Here is a 15,963-nt window from a genome sequence, read left to right as displayed (position 1 = left end):
ACTCGCAGTGCATCATCGACGCCCTGCAAGCTCGGCGCCGATGATGCACTTATTCAAACTGCTCCAGCCGTATCAGGAAATCTTCCGGTAAATCGTATTGCGCGAAATACCGAGTGCGCGCGCCGTTGCGGATACATTGCCGCCGTTCGCCTGCAAGGCTTTCTGAATGACCGACAGTTCGACGTCTTCCAGCGTGGCGTTGGTCGGCACCCCACCGACAGCCGGTTCGACCGCGCTATCCTTTCTGAGGCTGTGCACATCGTCGAGGAAATCGTCGGGAAGATGTTCAAGCCGGATTTCGCCGTCGTCACTTGTCATTACCATTGCGGTACGCAGCAGGTTGGTCAGCTGACGGAAGTTGCCCGGCCAGTTATGCTGTTTGAACAGCTGCATCACCTCGGGCGATGCGGTATAGCGGCGACCGCTTGCTTCGGCAGCCAGCAGCTTGTTGACCACGATTTCAAAATCGGTGCGCTCGCGCAGCGGCGGCAACTTGACCACGAGGCCATTGAGCCGGTAATACAGATCCTCGCGGAATTCACCCTTGGCGATCATGTCGCGCAGGTTGCGGTGCGTGGCGCAGATCAGCGAGACATTGACCGGAATCGATTTCGCGCTGCCCAGCGGGGTGACCATGCGTTCCTGCAGCACGCGCAGCAAGCGGGCCTGCAGGTTCAACGGCATGTCGCCGATTTCATCGAGAAACAGCGTGCCGCCATTGGCTTGCAGGATGCGGCCTACGCTGCCCTTCTTGCGCGCGCCGGTGAAAGCGCCGTCTTCATAGCCGAACAGTTCCGATTCGATCAGCGTCTCGGGAATCGATGCGCAGTTGACCGCAACAAAGGGACCGCCGGCACGCGGAGAATCATTGTGTATCGCCTGCGCCAGCAATTCCTTGCCGGTACCGGTTTCGCCGGTGACCAGGATGGGAATGTCGCGCCCGGTGACCTTGTTGAGCTTGCCGATGATGGCCGCCACCTGCGGATCGCCGGTGTTCAGGTAGCGCAAACTGGACAGCCGGTGCGCACTGTCATGATCCGTTGCGGTCTGCCGGCCTGTCCCCGCAGTCGCGCTCTGTGCCTGCCGCGCCGACTGCGTGATCTCGGTGCTGCAGATAACATGGCTGCTTAGCCGCACCGACGCTCTCGCATAGACCCGGACGCCGCTGGGCAGGCACATATGCAGCAGTCCCGGCGCGGCAGTGCGGTAATGATCGAACAGTGCCGATACACCCAAGCCGAACAGCGAGTTGAGCGTATGCACGCTCAGGGCCTGGGGCGACAGGCCAAGCTGGAACATTGCGCTGCGGTTGGCCGACATGAAGCGTCCGCCGGGCGTAAATGATGCAATGCCCTCCATCAGGGTACCGATGAATTCCGGCCGGCTATGAAAGTGCAGCGTGATGCCGTCCTGGTAGGCGGCAGCGAACAACTGATTCTCGATCATCTGGGCCGACATGCGCACCAGCGCCATCGTATGGCGATGGAAGCTGTGACAGTCTCCGGTGACGTCGAGCACACCGATGACAGCGCCGCGCGGATCGAAGATGGGCGCGGCCGAGCAGGTCAGGATGTGATTGGCGCGCAGGTAATGCTCGTCGGCGTTGACCAGGGTGGGCGCGCCTTCCGCAATCGCGGTGCCGATCGCATTGGTGCCGCGCCGCTGCTCGGACCATGCAACACCCGGCGTGAGCGCAACCCGGTTGGCCTTTTCCAGGAAGTCATCGTCGCCCAGCGTATGCATGATCACGCCTTGGGCATCGGTGAGTATGACCATGTTGTGTGTATTCACGATCTGCTCATACAGCGTTTCCATGACCGGCAACGCGTAGGTATGCAGCGCGTGGTTTTGCTCGATGACGCCCGACAGGTCGGTTTTCGTCAACGGCGAAAAGTCGGGCTTGTCTACTGTGCTCAAGCCATACGAGGCGGAGCGCTGATGAGATTGTTCTACCATGGTGCCGTGCTCGTCTGCAGGAAGCATGCCACACGACACTGGGCTGTTGCCCAAAGGGCGCGGCTCAGGGATCCGCGTAAATCCATTCCCGGCAATTACGGCCGGGTTGCCAAATTTTCCATATTCCACCGCTGTCTCCTTTGCGGAATTGTCCTGTAGCGCTGTTGCGTGCGTCTTGCTCCAATTTGTGACACTGATTCGTTTTGGAACAAGTACACCCGGTGCTCGAATGACCCGCCGCACACTTGTTTTTTTATTTGCTGCGCCCGCGAAATAAATCATACACCTCTCGATAAGCGCTCTCTGTACTGAATCTTTTTTGAGTCATTTATCGACCAGCGCAATATCGGCCGAGCCTGTACATGCCGCGGTTAATCACGCTGGATGACAACCGTTGTGCAAGAGTTGTTCCTTCGGCCAAGCTTTTAGAGCTGATGCACATGTGCCCGCAAGCCAGTATTTGCCTGTCAGCCTGCTTATATCAAAGTAACAAGTTTCCATGCCGGATAAACTTGAGCAAGGCATGGCAAATGCGTCCTGCCGGAATGCCCATTAATAAAGAACATGAGGGGCGCATGAACCGACGCTGGGAACTGGACACATTGCGCGGCCTGATGCTGGTGCTGATGTTCGTTACGCATTTGCCTACCCGGTTTTCCAGTATGCTCGGGCAGCCGTTCGGTTACGTTTCGGCGGCCGAAGGATTCGTCATGCTGTCCGCCTTCATGGCCGGCATGATCTACACGGCGAAGGGGCAGCGCGATGGCTTGCCGGCGATGCGCAATGCATTTCTTGCCAGAGCACTCAAGGTCTACGCCTGCCATGCGGCGCTGCTGCTCCTGCTGTTCACGGTGATCGCGGCGCTCGGCATATCGCGCGACGAGCCTGCATTGAAAAATCTGATCGGCTTTTATCTGGAGCAGCCGATGGCCGGTCTGATGGGTGGTTTGCTTCTGATCTATAACCCGCCGCTGCTCGACATTCTGCCCTTGTACATCATGTTGATGCTGGTGAGTCCTCTCGTTCTCGAACACGGTTTGAAGCGCGGCTGGCGCGGTATCTTTGCGCTCAGCATCGTATTGTGGGCAAGCGCCCAGTTCAAGATATCGGAAAATCTGTACAACGCCTTTGTCGCGCTGACCGATCTGCAAGTGCCGTATCGGGAAACCGGTTCCTTTGAAACCTTTGCGTGGCAGTTCCTGTGGATACTGGGCTTGTGGATGGGATCGGCGACCGCGACCGGCGCGATGAAAAATCGCCGCCCCTTTCCCAAAGCATTGATTCTTGCCTGCATCGCCATTGCCGTTCCCTTATTGCTATGGCGTTACATCGCGGGGCAGGTACCAACGGAAGGTGAAAGTCTGATCAACCATTGGTTCGACAAATGGCATCTTGGTCCGCTGCGCCTGTTGAATTTCTTTGCACTGCTGGTGCTGGTCATGCATTTCGGCGAATGGCTGAAACAACGTATTCCCCAATTTGCATTCCTGCAAACACTGGGCGCGGCTTCACTGCCGGTATTTTGCGTTCACCTGGTGGTCGTCTTGCTCGCGCTGTCGATATTCGGCGAGAGTACGCCAGAGCGGCCGGTATGGACCGATGTGCTGCTGATGCTGTCCGGACTGGGCAGTCTCTACCTGGCGGCAATCATTACGCTGCGCTTCGATGCGGAAGCCAATCCGCGTCCCGGAGCGGCGGCGTCGCGATAGCGATGTCACCGCGCGCCAACCGGCACCCGTCGTTACTTCGTCATCTGGGCCGATATCACCGATTTCCAGAGCGCATAGCCGGTGGTGTTCAAATGAAGCGCATCCTCCCGGAATAATTCCGTGCGCGGATTGCCGTTGGCATCCAGCATCGGTGTGAAGATATCGATGTAGCGGATGTTGCTGCTGGAAGCAATGTAATTCTCGATCAGGGTATTGGTGGCGCGGACCTTGTCCAGCAATCCCCGGCGTGCCGGGCTTGGCTTGATCGACATATAGGCGATCTTGGTGTCAGGCAATGCAGTATGCACGCCCTTTACGAATTCGCTGAAGCTTTGCATCACCTGTTCCGGCGTGCGTCCTTCGGCAAGATCGTTGTCACCTGCATAAACGATGACCAGACGCGGCTTGTAGGGAACCACCAGGCGGCCGAGATAGTTCTTGCAGTCTTCCATGCGCGATCCGCCAAAGCCGCGCTTGACGACTACAGGCATTGCCTCGAATTGCGTTTCCAATCCATCCCACAAACGTATCGACGAACTGCCGACAAACAGCACGCCTCCGGGCGGCGGCGCCTTTTCCTTGTCGGCTTGTTCGAATGCGGCAAAACTCGATGCCCATTTCGGATCGATTGCCGCCACGGTGGTGGATAAGCCAGAGTCAGGGGTGACAGGCTGGCTATGGGAAGCAGCGGCTGTCAGCGCGGCCGCACAGGAAAACAAGGCAATAAAGAGTCGTTTCACTAAAGTACCGTGATTTGGAAGGACAGCAGTGGAAAAGGCAGGAGAGTGGTCTCCATGATATGGGGTATACGGCATTAGGAAAAGCATTAAGCCGCTCTATCTGAAGGACCGGGCGCATATTGCAGCGTGAAGGCAACGCTGATGGCTTAAAAGTTTCGGAGCGTAATGAGAAAATGCATTGTCGCCATGCAGGACGGCAATTATTTCATGCAGGATGGTTTGATGAACGAACTGGAAAAGATCAACGTGATTTTTGAATGGCTGGGTAACGGAGGCCGGGTGAGGATGGTAAGAGAAATGCGCACCCACGGCGGGCAAGTATTTGCGGCCGGTGAGGCGTTACGGCTGTTGCGATTGGAACCGTCATTAGTCGATCATTCTTACGTCGCGATATTTGAAAGCGAAGAAGTGGCGAACAAGATTATTCGCATCCGCGAAACCAGTTTCGACTGGATCGAGCCGCTCTGAACGGTGCCTTAGTAAGCCCCTTCTTTGCCACGCCCGCAGGGCGAAACTCGCTGCCGAGATATATCGCCCGCCTTGCATTGTCAGGCCGCAAGTTTGGCAGCACTGCGCGCCGCATGCTTGGAAGGCGGCAAGCGCCGCAGGGTCTTCAGCGAGTCCGGTTCATGAATGGTCACTGTCTTTTGCTCGACAGAAATCAGGCCCAGCGCATTGAATGCCGACAGCGTGCGGCTAACGGTTTCAAGCGTCAGGCCCAGATAGCTGCCGATTTCCTGGCGTGTCATCCGCAAGTTGAATTGCTTGCTGGAAAAGCCGATTTCGGCAAAGCGATCCGACAGCGACATCAAGAAACGAGCGACACGCGCTTCTGCGCCCAGCGAACCGATGGAACTGATCATGCGTTGTTCGCGGATCAGTTCTCTTCCCATCGCTCCCCACATTGCCTGCTCGACGTCGGGCGAGGCTTTCCCGATGGTTAGCAAGGTCTTGAAGGGGATGAGAATCACATCGCAGGTCGACAAGGCCACGACTTCGGAGGTATACGCTTTGCCGTGAATGCCGTCGATGCCGAACATGTCGCCTTTCATCGGAAATCCCAGCACCAGCTCGTTGCCGGATTCATCGATCGCAACGGTTTTCAAGAACCCGGAATAGACGACGTATAGCATGTCGAATGGCTGGCCGATTGTATAAATGCGTTGTCCGGCGCGGAACTGCACATGCTGGAATCGCACCGTATCATCTGCATGCGAGACTGGCACTTGCATCAATTGGCACACTTCGCTGAGCGAAGACCAGAGTTTGGTCTGGCGTGCGCCAGTCGATGCCAATGGGGCGGAACGGGAAACGGCAAACTGGTCGGAAGTGGTTGAGGTCGTGAACATGGAAGCTCCTTATTATTCGCACAGGGTTTGGGTACGCGCTGAAATAAAGTATCCAGTGTCTGCGGCAATAAAGAAATCAGAAAGCACGGAATATCATGTAGGCAATTTCCGAATTACAAATCGTTGCAATTTGGATTGGTCGAAAGAGTTTCCGGGTAGAAGCATTAGCAGGGCAACTGACCGTGATCGGCAATCGAAAATGGACACCGTAAAGATGAATGCGGATATGAATGCAAGCCTATGAACATGAATTTATCCAAGCTACCCGGTGTTATTTTTCTGGCCCTGTCGCTTTCGATCGCGACCGTGTCCGCCGCGACGAATTGCCGCAGCGCTGCACCGAACATCGCCGCAGGATCCAGACTCGCGGAACTCGCCGACCGCGAGCTCCGCGAATTTAATGGTCATCGCATCGGTGATGATGGCCATATTCTGAAGTTCGGTTCAATCGAATCAGAAAACGAATTGCTGCATGATGTCGAGACAGGCGTGCCGTCCGGCAACGTATCCGGCCGCTTCGCATGGCGCAGGGTATGGGAATATTGGATTGCTCTCGGAAAACACGTCGACGGCGAACCTTTGCACCGCAAGCTGGTCTTCGTACCCGGCTTGCTAGGCAACGCCAACAGCAGTGCGCGGGCGAGAGAGGTGGAACTGTCGACGCTCCTCGTCGGCATCGGTGGTGATGGCGATGCTGACATCGCGCTGCGGGAAGCGGCCGTGCGCGCGGCATTGAACGATTCGCCCTGGTCGGCCGCATTCATCGCCTATGTCATGAATCAGGCCGGCTTGCGCAGAGAGCAGTTTCAGTACTCCGCCACGCACTCCGACTATATCAAGGCGGCGTTTCATGCATCGGACACGTATGCATATCGCGCTTGCGATCCTGTCGCCACCATGCCGCGGGTCGGCGATCTGCTTTGCTATTCGCGCGGGAACAAGCCTTTGAAAACATATTCGGCCTGGGAAGCGGCCGTGCAGGACCAAAATTTCATCAGTGCCTCGCATTGCGAAGTGGTGGTTGACGTGGACGTTGGCGCATTGAAGATCGAAACGATAGGCGGCAACGTACTGCAGTCGGTTGCGCGGCGAAAGCTGAGATTGAACGAACGCGGCGTGTTGTCGCGCAATCATTCGCCCGATGCTTTTCCGCCGGCCGATGACAACAACTGCCTTATCGGAAAGGCATGCAAAAGACAAAACTTCAACCGGCAATACTGGAGCGTGCTGCTGCAGCTGAAATAATTGAAGCGATGGCACGATGTCCGAAAACAACGAAGCACGACAATATGCGGATACGTGATGTGCATCACAGATACGCGCCGTCCCGGCGCATATATTGAAGGCCCCAGCAGTAAATAGGTTTTTACGAGCCCGCCGCCGCAAGGTATGCGGGCATTTTTTTGGATCGCCTGCTACTTTTTTAAGCAGCTCGCAAGGTTTAGAGCAGTTTCAGTCTGACTGTATCGTCGATGCCGGACGCTTTGCCTGCGGCACGGCGTTGTCGCGGGGCCGCCGAGGCCTCCTTGCCATGGCTCGCCATGTCGCGTCGCCGCGCCTTGTTCCACAGGCAAATCGCCTCGGCCTCGCCTGGCAAGTCAGCCTGAAACTGCTCTCGCGTTGTCCTCTCCACCTTCCCAAAAAGGATGGATTTTGCCCGCCCCCGGCAACGGATGGCGGGCTTTTTTTGCGTGGTACTAATCGTGTCCGGTGATGACCATCCAGCCGACGCCAAAGCGATCCGTCAGCATGCCGAAGCGCGATGCAAAGAAGGTGGTCGCCATGGGCATGGTGACCTTTCCTCCGTCGGACAGCGCTGCGAACAACTGTTCGGCCTTGGCATCGTTCTCGGCAGAAATCGACAATGAAAAACCCTGGAACACACCTTCTCCGGTGCACATGCCATCCGATGCCATCACGGTGGTGTCGCCGATGCGGAAGTTTGAATGCATGATCTTGTTTTCCGAGCCGGGCGGAAGCATGCCGGGTGGATGCGGCTCGGGGCTATCCTTGAAACGCATCAGTGCCGTGACTTCGGCGCCAAGCGCACTTTTATAAAACTCCAGGGCTTCTTCACACTGCCCATTGAAAAACAGATACGGCTCTACGTTCATGGCGTTTTCCTTTCCATTTGCTGGGGCAATTTGCAAGCGATGTACGGGATCAGGATCGGGTCTGCGCAATGACCGATCATGATTTCATATCGGCGGCGGTTAGCTGCATGTTGTCGAATTGGCACGCCGTCACCTCAGTATAGCAATATGTCAGCATGATGATCGATGCTGGAGTCTGATACCAATCCTGACTCGTAACGTGACAAATGAAATCGATGGATTTTTTTGTCTGGCAAGGCGCAGGAGGAGTTAATAGCTTTGCTATTGACGACGAGTGCAACGCAGGCAGGCGGAAAAAGACGCGATTTCATGTCACGTTATGGGTTGGGATTGGTATGAGTAGCACCTTGCAGGCAATTAACTGAAAATCGGTTGTCACTGTTATCATCAATGGCTTCCGTCCGGTATTGCCAACTTGGCTTATCATGCGCATACGTGATAGTTTCACAAGATCGGTAAAAAGAACCCAAAGATGGTGAATGTTGATGTGTGGTCTGAGCAGTATGTAGTTGGCTGCTTTCCTTATTTCCTGGTAGAGCCCATATCGCGCGGCGCTTTCCGCTTTGTAAAGCGGATTCCGACCGTCGACAAGCCGAATCGCCGCAGCCGTAATATTGTGGTGATCGTTACGCCATTTGTCGCCGCCGCGCTAGCCACTGCCAGTACGGATCGGGCTGAAAAAATGGGCCACCGCGCGATACGCCAGATTCAGGAAGCCATGGCCACGACAGACCTCGGCGAGGTGGGAGACGACCCCATCATCATCAATATCGGCGAAGGTGTACTGGCTTGAATAAAGGCAGCAGCAAGCCGTTTGCCTGAATTCCGGTGAGGTCTGGTCACTAGCCCGCCGCCAGCGATACCAGGGCCGGGATCTCGGTAGCCGGCACCGGACGCGACACCAGATAGCCTTGCGCCTCGTCGCAATGCAAGCGCTTCAATATCGCCATCTGTTCCTCGGTCTCGACGCCTTCCGCCACCACGCGCATGCCCAGTGCATGGGCCATGGTGACAATCGCCGCAACGAACACTTCGCCTTCCCTGGTTCGCCCGAGTTCGGAGGTGAATGCGCGGTCGATCTTCAAACCATCCATGTCCAGGCGCTGCAATTGCGCGAGCGAGGAATAGCCGGTGCCGAAGTCATCGACCAGCAGCTTGACGCCGAGCGCCTGCAGCGATTCCATTTCCCTGGTCACCATGGATTCTTCGCCCATCATCGACGACTCGGTCACTTCGATCTCGACCAGCCGAGGCGGAACATGGAACCGCGTCAGGCAGGCAGTGAGGAATTCATGTACCGAGCCGTCATGAAATTGCTGAGGCGAGACATTGATCGATACCGGGACTTCGAAGTTGTGCTGGCTCGACCAATTGGCGATCTGCGCGCAAACCTTTTCCATGACCTGCTTGCCGAGTCCCTTGATCAAGCCGGTTTCTTCGGCGATGCCGATGAATTCCACCGGATTGACGAGCCCGTTGTTCGGGTGATGCCAACGGATCAGTGCTTCCAGTCCGCACACCCGGCCGGATACCATGTCCACCCGAGGCTGGTAAAACATCTCAAACTGATCGAGTTCAATTGCCAGGCGCAGGCTTCGCTCGACTTCCAGGCGCTCGAGCAGATGCGCGTAAAAGGCGCGGTCATAGAAACGGAATTGCGACTTGCCGCTCTTCTTCGCCGAGTACATCGCCACATCCGCGTTCTGCAGCAGGGTTTCGGCGACTGTGCCGTCCTTCGGAAAAATGCTGATGCCTATCGACACACCAAGCTCGAGCACTCCCTTTTCCAGCTTGAATTTCTTGCTGAAGGCTTCCAGCACCCGGGTGGATACATGCGCGGCATCCGCTTCGGTTTCTATGTCTTCGAGAATCAGGAGAAACTCGTCGCCGCCGAGGCGGACCACATTATCTTGCGGGCGCAGAATCGATTTCAGGCGGGAAGCCGCGATACGCAGCAATTCGTCGCCGGCGTTGTGACCGAGCGCGTCGTTGACCGCCTTGAAACCGTCGATGTCGATAAACAGAAGCGCAAGCTGCTTGTCGCTTGCGGCAAGACGCTGCAGCGCCTGCGGAAGATAGGAATGCAGCCAATGCCGGTTGTGCAGGGTAGTCAGCGCATCTTCGTTGCCGCGCCGCTCCAGTTCCTCGATATGCTTCTTGGTATCGCTGATGTCGCGCAGCGTGACCGCGATACTGTCGCCCGAACGCAAGAGCTTCCTGTGCAGCCATGTGGCGCGCGCCAGGTTGTGCGGCCCGGTGCGGTATTCGTCTTCGTATACGCCGTGCGCCATCGCTTCGCGGCCGAGCGCAAGAACGCTCGGGAAATACGAGGGCGGGTAAAGCGAGGAAAGATGAACGCCCAGCAGTTCAGTGCGTTCCTTGCCCACCATCGCGGCGCCGCGATGATTGCAGTCCATTAATTTGAGATCCACCAGCTCGCCGTCGTCGTTGTGGATCGCCTGAAATATGAAAAAGCCGTCATTGCCCACATCGGTCGCCATGCGATAGGCATTGCGCACCGATTCCGCTTGCTGCCTTGCGCGCGCCAGACGGTCCGCCATGATGGTCGCCAGTAATGCGAGCGCAAGTGCGGCCAGCGTTGCCACCGCGCCTGCACGGAGCGCCCTACCACGGCTATCACGATAAGAAGCGAGGACCGCCTGCTGATCGACTCCGGCCACTGCGATGATGGGATAGCGGTTTAGTGCGTACCAGCCGATAAACCGGCTCTGCGCATCGGAAAACCAACCTGACCCGGGGTAGAAGCGGCTGCCGAATTCCGAATCCAGCGGCATTCTCGTGATGATTGCGGGAAGATCGGGCGCCGACAAGGTGTCGCCTATTCTCGATACCCGTATTTCGCCATCGCGTCCCATCATCGCGAGCAAGCCGCTGGAACCGATGTTATTCATGTTGAACGCCTGGGCAAAGAATGCCGGCGCTACCGAGACCACGACCACACCCGCAAAACTGCCATCGGCATCGACAATCCGGCGTGTGAACTGTATGACAGGTTTGCGTGAGACGCGGCCGACGATGACTTGGCTGATATATAAAATATCCGTGTCGCTTGCCTTGTGCACGCGGAAATGCTCGCGATCTGCGACATTGACGTCAGGATCGAAGGGTACCGTACTGTTGAGCGGCTTCCCATCCCGATTAACGATAGTCACCAGTACCAGTTCAGGTGCGGGAAACAAGCCGTCGTTCTTGGCTTTCTGCAAATCGAGCGAACCATTCGACAGTTTCCATTCATAGCGGACATGTTGTGCAATCTGGTCCACCGCATCGAATGCACGAGTCAGATGGTCGGCATATGCCTGGGCAAGCTGGGCACTTTCGCGCAAGGCAAACGATTCGGCGTTTTTTCTTTCGAGGCTCAGGTTGGTCAATAAAATCGACCAGCCAAGGATTGCCGCCACCACGATCAGCAGCGGCCACTTTGCAAGATCCCAGGCATTGCGATGACGAAATTTATTGGCGATCAATTTTTTTAGCAGTCATAAATCATGGCCCCGCAAGCCGGCTTCGACCATGTGATTGGCGCCTTCTCTGGCGAGGCATTGTGTTATGGTCGTTCGATATGGGAAAGGAATGAACCATGCTTCCTACTTATGACCGTTTCGACACGAGGATGGTTTAATGCTCATATCCATTTCAATAAAACTGCGTCTTGACGGCACTTCGTTTGGGGCTTTGTCAAATCCCCCTTTGCTTATCGCAAGACTTCGAGTAGAATGGCGCCCGCACTCAACACAGGTTTCTGTCTCCATCGTCTAGAGGCCTAGGACATCACCCTTTCACGGTGAGTACCGGGGTTCGAATCCCCGTGGAGACGCCATACAAAAAACGCCACGCATCTGCGTGGCGTTTTTCATTTGCACGTCGCATGTCGGAACGCATGACGCAGGTGGATGTGCTTGCCTGAATTGCAATAGACCAGCCGTAATCGTTAGCAAACGTTAAACTTGCGCCGCCATGCATGGTCTGACCGGCTTTGAAGTCATTCATGACGGAGGCCTCATGTCACCAAGCAAAGCGACCGACACGGTGCCGGGCAATTGCACCAGGGTGAGCCTCCATGAGTGCGCGCAATCCTTCGACATCCAATCGGTTTCCTACGGCGGCGGGAGTCTACTTCGGACTCGGCATGGTATTGCTCTGGCGCGCGGTGCGCCGCGCCCACTTGTGGTGGTCCGGAAAGATGCTGGCTGGGACCATGCTCACGGGCTTCGGATTGTGCAATGTCGTCGAGGGCATCATCGATCACCATATCCTGCAGCTGCATCACGTTAACGAAACCGTGCCGCCGCATCAATGGGTGTACTGGGATATCGGCTTCCTGGTCTGGGGCGCCGCAATGCTTGCCGGCGGATGGATGCTGCATCGCGTGCAATGAAGGGACTGAACGCGGACCTGGTGAATTGCGAAGATGCGGATTTGTCTATACTCGCTCTCTGTCACGTTTTATCAACGCAGGTGGTACGCATGACTTCTTCGGAACTGAAATATCAGCTGCTGGTCTTTGATTTCGACGGTACGCTTGCCGATTCCTTCGGTTTCTTCATTGGCGTCTTTGACCAGCTGGCCGACAGGCATGGTTTCCGGCGCATTGCGGACGAAGACATCGACAGACTGCGCGGTTACGATGCCAGGCAGATCATCCGGCACGTCGGCATTCCCTTGTGGAAGGTGCCCGGCGTGGCAAAGGACTTCAAGGCCATGATGTCGAAGGAAATTGCACGCGTATCCCTGTTCGACGGCATCAGCGAGCTGTTGCAGGCACTGGTTGCGCAAGGCGTACATCTGGCGGTGCTGACGTCGAATTCCGAAGAAAACGTGCGCGCTGTGTTGGGGCCGTCGAATGCCGCCCTGTTCAGCCGTTTCGAATGCGGCGCCACGCTGTTCGGTAAACGCGGAAAACTGCGGCGCCTGGTTGCCGACAGTCGCGTGCCGCGCAGCCGCATTCTGTGCATCGGCGATGAAACGCGCGACGCCGATGCCGCGTTCGCCGAAGGTATCGCCTTTGGCGCGGTCGCGTGGGGTTATACCCAGCTCGATACCCTGAAAGCCAAGTGTCCCGATCTGGTCTTTGCATCGGTCGACGATATTCCGCATCAGTTGGGATTGCGGCGCGACTCGGTATAGCGCACTCTCTTGCAAGACTTCGCACCACGGGTTTTTCCGGATCGTATAATCGGATCACAATAATCATTCCAGAGACGCCATGGCATGTTTCTCCCTTGGCGCGACGCTGTCGCGTTCGCTGTTATTTCTGTTCATGCCGCTGCTGCTTTCCCATGCCGTCCCGGGCCGGAGCCAGGCCGCCGGTGCCGATACCCGTTTGCTGGAAGCGGCCGAGCGCGAGCAAGCCGCGGTGATCGCCAGCCTCAAGGACATGGTGCATATCGAGTCGCCCAGTATGGATGCGCGCGGGCTTGCAAGGATGGCTGACTATACCGAGAAGCGTTTGCGTGAACTCGGCGCGGCGGTGGAGCGGCGAAAGGGCACGCAAGGTCCGGCTGAGATCGTCATCGGACGATTCAGCGGTACCGGCAGCAAGCGCATCATGCTTCTCGCCCACCTGGATACCGTGTATCCGGTCGGCACCTTGCAGTCGCAACCTTACCGGATCGAGGCCAACCGTATCTATGGGCCGGGCATTGCGGATGATAAGGGCGGCGTTGCATTGATATTGCATGCGCTGAAGATCCTCAAAGAGATGGGGTGGCGCGACCATGCCGGATTGACCGTTGTGTTCAATGCCGACGAAGAGACCGGTTCGCTCGGCTCCGGCGAGCTGATCGCCGCCATGGCCGCGGAACACGACTACGTGTTTTCCTGCGAGCCGGCACCGGACCAGCCCGATGGTGTGCTGCTGAGCGCGAGCGGTACCGGCACCGTCGTGATGCAGGTACAAGGGCGCGCCTCCCATGCAGGCGCCATGCCTGAAAAAGGTCGTAATGCCCTGGTTGAACTGGCCCATCAAATCCTGCAGACCGAAGACGTGGCCGCCTCGGTGCCCGGTACCCAGCTCAACTGGACCATTGCCCGGGCCGGTCTGGTGCGCAATCAGATTCCCGAACGTGCCTATGTGACCGGAGACCTGCGCCTGATGAATCCGGATGGCTTTGACCACATCGAGTCCGCGCTCAAGGAGCGCGTCAGGAACAGGCATATCCCCGATACGGAAACCAGCATAGCGATCGAACGCGGTCGTCCTCCGTTTGTTGCGACACCTGCCGGCCACGAACTGGCGCGAAAGGCGCAAGCCATCTATGCGGAGATCGACAGGCCGCTGATGCTGATTCCCGGTACGGGCGGGGCTACCGATGCCGGTTTCGCCGCACGCTCGGGCAAGGCCGTGGTGCTGGAAAGTTTCGGTCTTGCCGGCTTCGGCTACCATGCGCGCGATGAGTATATTGCGGTGGATTCGATCGTGCCCAGGCTGTATCTGATGACGCGCATTTTGCGCGAAGTGGCAAAACCATAACCCAGGCTATCTTTTTACTCTCAAGGTATTACCCGGGACCCCGGTACAATCACGGTAATTTCTTTCTCCATATCATCTTCAATCGTGCCAAATCGTCGAGCAGTCTTGCATCAATATCTGTTACCGAAACAGGCGCTCACCGTGCTTGCCGGAAAAATCGCCGGCGCACAGGCGGGCGTGTTCACTACCGCGCTGATCCGCGCCTTCGTCCGCTTTTACGGCGTCAACATGCAGGAAGCGGTCAATCCGGACATCGCCAGTTACAAAAGCTTCAATGAATTCTTTACCCGCCCGTTGCGCGAAGGCGCGCGCCCGTTTGCCGCTGCCGATTTCCTGTGCCCGGTCGACGGCGCAGTGAGCCAGTTCGGCAGGATCGACAAGGATCGAATATTTCAGGCGAAAGGCCACGACTATTCGACGCTGGAGTTGGTGGGCGGGGACACGAAGCTGGCAGCGGCTTTCGAAGACGGCGATTTCGCCACCATCTACCTTAGTCCCAAGGATTACCATCGCATCCATATGCCATGTGACGGCCGCCTGACCCGCATGATTTATGTACCGGGCGACCTGTTCTCGGTCAATCCGACCACGGTGCGCAATGTGCCCAATCTGTTCGCGCGCAACGAGCGCGTGGTCTGCGTGTTTGAGGGCAAGGACGGTCCTTTCGTCATAGTGCTGGTGGGTGCGACCATCGTCGGTAGCATGGCAACCGCGTGGCACGGTATCGTCAATCCGCCGCGTACGCCGAACGTGCGCGAATGGCGCTACGACGATCAGACGATCGCCATTGCCCGCGGCAGGGAAATGGGCCGCTTCCTGCTCGGTTCCACCGTGGTTCTGCTGTTCCCGAAGAACATGGTCGATTTCAATCGCGAATGGCGGCCGGAGCGGCTGGTGCAGTTGTGCGAGGCGATGGGTACGCGCCGCGCGTAACCCTTGTCAACGTGGCTTGGCGAAGCCGCTTTCGATCCATGCTTCGGCGCTGGTCCGCGTCAGCTTGAAGTTAGGGGCCACGCGGACCTCGGCCAGACGTTCGCCGCTTTCATCCTCGGCCGCCAGGATCGCATAAGGGTCGTCTTCGTCGGGCACGATATCGAGCGTCACATTGATCGTTGCGGACGCGGTACTGACCTGCACGCTTTTGTGCAGCATCGCATGAAGCTGCTGCTCATGCCGGCGCAGCACTTCGGATGCGGTCTTGACCAGCGTGTGGAAGGCGCCCGCATCGAGCGGCTTGGGATTTTTCTTGTCGCGGCCCATGGTCCATGGACCGACCAGCGCAGGTTCGGGTTCGCCATCCTTGATCATCGCGACTGCCCAGCCGTCATCGTCTTCATTCTTGATGACGCGCGCGGTCCAGCCATCGTCGCGCCAAAGCCGGTCCTGCTCGATCTTTTCCGCGGCTTCCGGGTGTTGTCCGCTGCCGGTATCGGTTTCGTCATGTTGCTCGTTAGTCATATTCGCGTCGCATGCATCGGTTCAGAGGGCGATCATCATAGTTCAATTTCAAGTTCCGGCGTGTCGCTGCAACGGCGATTCCCGATCAAGCTACAATCGGCGGGCGGAGATTTCCGCAACTCTCGCCATCTGTCAAACCTTGCC

The 15,963-nt window shown here is 57.2% G+C and carries 14 protein-coding genes and 1 tRNA gene; 9 read left to right on the top strand and 6 right to left on the bottom strand.

The genetic code is table 11. The features are described from left to right. Window positions 1-72: 72 nt before the first annotated feature. Window positions 73-1,983 (bottom strand): sigma-54-dependent Fis family transcriptional regulator, encoded by a 1,911-nt coding sequence (locus tag D3871_RS17500; protein ID WP_420799668.1) that lies wholly within the window; start codon window positions 1,981-1,983, stop codon window positions 73-75. Window positions 1,984-2,531: 548 nt separating this feature from the next. Between D3871_RS17500 and opgC the strand changes: the two genes are divergently transcribed. Further along, the gene (opgC, locus tag D3871_RS17495) at window positions 2,532-3,665 is read left to right on the top strand and encodes an OpgC domain-containing protein (RefSeq protein ID WP_233575695.1); all 1,134 of its coding nucleotides are present in this window, start codon (window positions 2,532-2,534) and stop codon (window positions 3,663-3,665) included. Window positions 3,666-3,697: 32 nt separating this feature from the next. Here opgC and D3871_RS17490 read toward each other — a convergent pair whose 3' ends face one another. Beyond that, entirely contained in the window at window positions 3,698-4,405 is a 708-nt protein-coding gene (locus D3871_RS17490; protein ID WP_233575694.1) for an SGNH/GDSL hydrolase family protein, read from the bottom strand. Window positions 4,406-4,627: 222 nt separating this feature from the next. Here D3871_RS17490 and D3871_RS17485 point away from each other — a divergent pair, with 222 nt between their 5' ends. Next, window positions 4,628-4,873 (top strand): hypothetical protein, encoded by a 246-nt coding sequence (locus tag D3871_RS17485; protein ID WP_147376836.1) that lies wholly within the window; start codon window positions 4,628-4,630, stop codon window positions 4,871-4,873. Window positions 4,874-4,953: 80 nt separating this feature from the next. Here the strand turns inward: D3871_RS17485 and D3871_RS17480 are convergent, their stop codons facing one another. Continuing rightward, window positions 4,954-5,754, bottom strand: coding sequence for a Crp/Fnr family transcriptional regulator (locus tag D3871_RS17480; protein WP_119770385.1), 801 nt, complete (start codon window positions 5,752-5,754; stop codon window positions 4,954-4,956). A gap of 246 nt (window positions 5,755-6,000) precedes the next feature. On the opposite strand from D3871_RS17480, the gene D3871_RS17475 reads away from it, so the two are divergent. Beyond that, the gene (locus D3871_RS17475; RefSeq protein WP_158597968.1) at window positions 6,001-6,999 is read left to right on the top strand and encodes a DUF2272 domain-containing protein; all 999 of its coding nucleotides are present in this window, start codon (window positions 6,001-6,003) and stop codon (window positions 6,997-6,999) included. 452 nt (window positions 7,000-7,451) lie between these two features. Here D3871_RS17475 and D3871_RS17470 read toward each other — a convergent pair whose 3' ends face one another. Next, on the bottom strand, window positions 7,452-7,868 hold the full coding sequence (locus D3871_RS17470) for a VOC family protein (protein ID WP_119770383.1): 417 nt from the start codon (window positions 7,866-7,868) through the stop codon (window positions 7,452-7,454). Between the two features lie 472 nt (window positions 7,869-8,340). On the opposite strand from D3871_RS17470, the gene D3871_RS17465 reads away from it, so the two are divergent. Then, entirely contained in the window at window positions 8,341-8,661 is a 321-nt protein-coding gene (locus D3871_RS17465; RefSeq protein ID WP_119770382.1) for a hypothetical protein, read from the top strand. A gap of 49 nt (window positions 8,662-8,710) precedes the next feature. Here the strand turns inward: D3871_RS17465 and D3871_RS17460 are convergent, their stop codons facing one another. Next, the gene (locus tag D3871_RS17460) at window positions 8,711-11,356 is read right to left on the bottom strand and encodes a bifunctional diguanylate cyclase/phosphodiesterase (protein WP_119770381.1); all 2,646 of its coding nucleotides are present in this window, start codon (window positions 11,354-11,356) and stop codon (window positions 8,711-8,713) included. 277 nt (window positions 11,357-11,633) lie between these two features. Here D3871_RS17460 and D3871_RS17455 point away from each other — a divergent pair. The 5 genes from D3871_RS17455 (at window position 11,634) to asd (ending at window position 15,294) form a co-directional block, all read left to right on the top strand. Continuing rightward, window positions 11,634-11,709, top strand: a tRNA-Glu gene (locus D3871_RS17455). A 240-nt stretch (window positions 11,710-11,949) separates the two neighbouring features. Continuing rightward, entirely contained in the window at window positions 11,950-12,267 is a 318-nt protein-coding gene (locus D3871_RS17450) for a DUF2243 domain-containing protein (RefSeq protein WP_119770380.1), read from the top strand. 89 nt (window positions 12,268-12,356) lie between these two features. After that, the gene (locus D3871_RS17445) at window positions 12,357-13,016 is read left to right on the top strand and encodes an HAD hydrolase-like protein (protein ID WP_233575693.1); all 660 of its coding nucleotides are present in this window, start codon (window positions 12,357-12,359) and stop codon (window positions 13,014-13,016) included. Window positions 13,017-13,149: 133 nt separating this feature from the next. Then, window positions 13,150-14,361, top strand: coding sequence for a M20/M25/M40 family metallo-hydrolase (locus tag D3871_RS17440; RefSeq protein WP_119771411.1), 1,212 nt, complete (start codon window positions 13,150-13,152; stop codon window positions 14,359-14,361). Window positions 14,362-14,445: 84 nt separating this feature from the next. Next, entirely contained in the window at window positions 14,446-15,294 is an 849-nt protein-coding gene (gene asd, locus D3871_RS17435) for an archaetidylserine decarboxylase (RefSeq protein ID WP_119770379.1), read from the top strand. A 6-nt stretch (window positions 15,295-15,300) separates the two neighbouring features. Here the strand turns inward: asd and D3871_RS17430 are convergent, their stop codons facing one another. After that, entirely contained in the window at window positions 15,301-15,819 is a 519-nt protein-coding gene (locus D3871_RS17430; RefSeq protein WP_119770378.1) for a hypothetical protein, read from the bottom strand. Window positions 15,820-15,963: the final 144 nt, after the last annotated feature.

The organism is Noviherbaspirillum saxi (assembly GCF_003591035.1).
In the GTDB taxonomy this organism is placed as follows: domain Bacteria; phylum Pseudomonadota; class Gammaproteobacteria; order Burkholderiales; family Burkholderiaceae_D; genus Noviherbaspirillum; species Noviherbaspirillum saxi.
This window is presented reverse-complemented; position numbering and strand designations above follow the sequence as displayed.

What these genes read in the sequence shown, in the direction of transcription:
- D3871_RS17500 (WP_420799668.1), bottom strand. Translation starts at nt 1,983, where the DNA reads ATGCTTCCTGCAGACGAGCACGGCACCATGGTAGAACAATCTCATCAG.
- opgC (WP_233575695.1), top strand. Translation starts at nt 2,532, where the DNA reads ATGAACCGACGCTGGGAACTGGACACATTGCGCGGCCTGATGCTGGTG.
- D3871_RS17485 (WP_147376836.1), top strand. Translation starts at nt 4,628, where the DNA reads ATGAACGAACTGGAAAAGATCAACGTGATTTTTGAATGGCTGGGTAAC.
- D3871_RS17480 (WP_119770385.1), bottom strand. Translation starts at nt 5,754, where the DNA reads ATGTTCACGACCTCAACCACTTCCGACCAGTTTGCCGTTTCCCGTTCC.
- D3871_RS17475 (WP_158597968.1), top strand. Translation starts at nt 6,001, where the DNA reads ATGAATTTATCCAAGCTACCCGGTGTTATTTTTCTGGCCCTGTCGCTT.
- D3871_RS17470 (WP_119770383.1), bottom strand. Translation starts at nt 7,868, where the DNA reads ATGAACGTAGAGCCGTATCTGTTTTTCAATGGGCAGTGTGAAGAAGCC.
- D3871_RS17465 (WP_119770382.1), top strand. Translation starts at nt 8,341, where the DNA reads ATGGTGAATGTTGATGTGTGGTCTGAGCAGTATGTAGTTGGCTGCTTT.
- D3871_RS17450 (WP_119770380.1), top strand. Translation starts at nt 11,950, where the DNA reads ATGAGTGCGCGCAATCCTTCGACATCCAATCGGTTTCCTACGGCGGCG.
- D3871_RS17445 (WP_233575693.1), top strand. Translation starts at nt 12,357, where the DNA reads ATGACTTCTTCGGAACTGAAATATCAGCTGCTGGTCTTTGATTTCGAC.
- D3871_RS17440 (WP_119771411.1), top strand. Translation starts at nt 13,150, where the DNA reads ATGCCGCTGCTGCTTTCCCATGCCGTCCCGGGCCGGAGCCAGGCCGCC.
- D3871_RS17430 (WP_119770378.1), bottom strand. Translation starts at nt 15,819, where the DNA reads ATGACTAACGAGCAACATGACGAAACCGATACCGGCAGCGGACAACAC.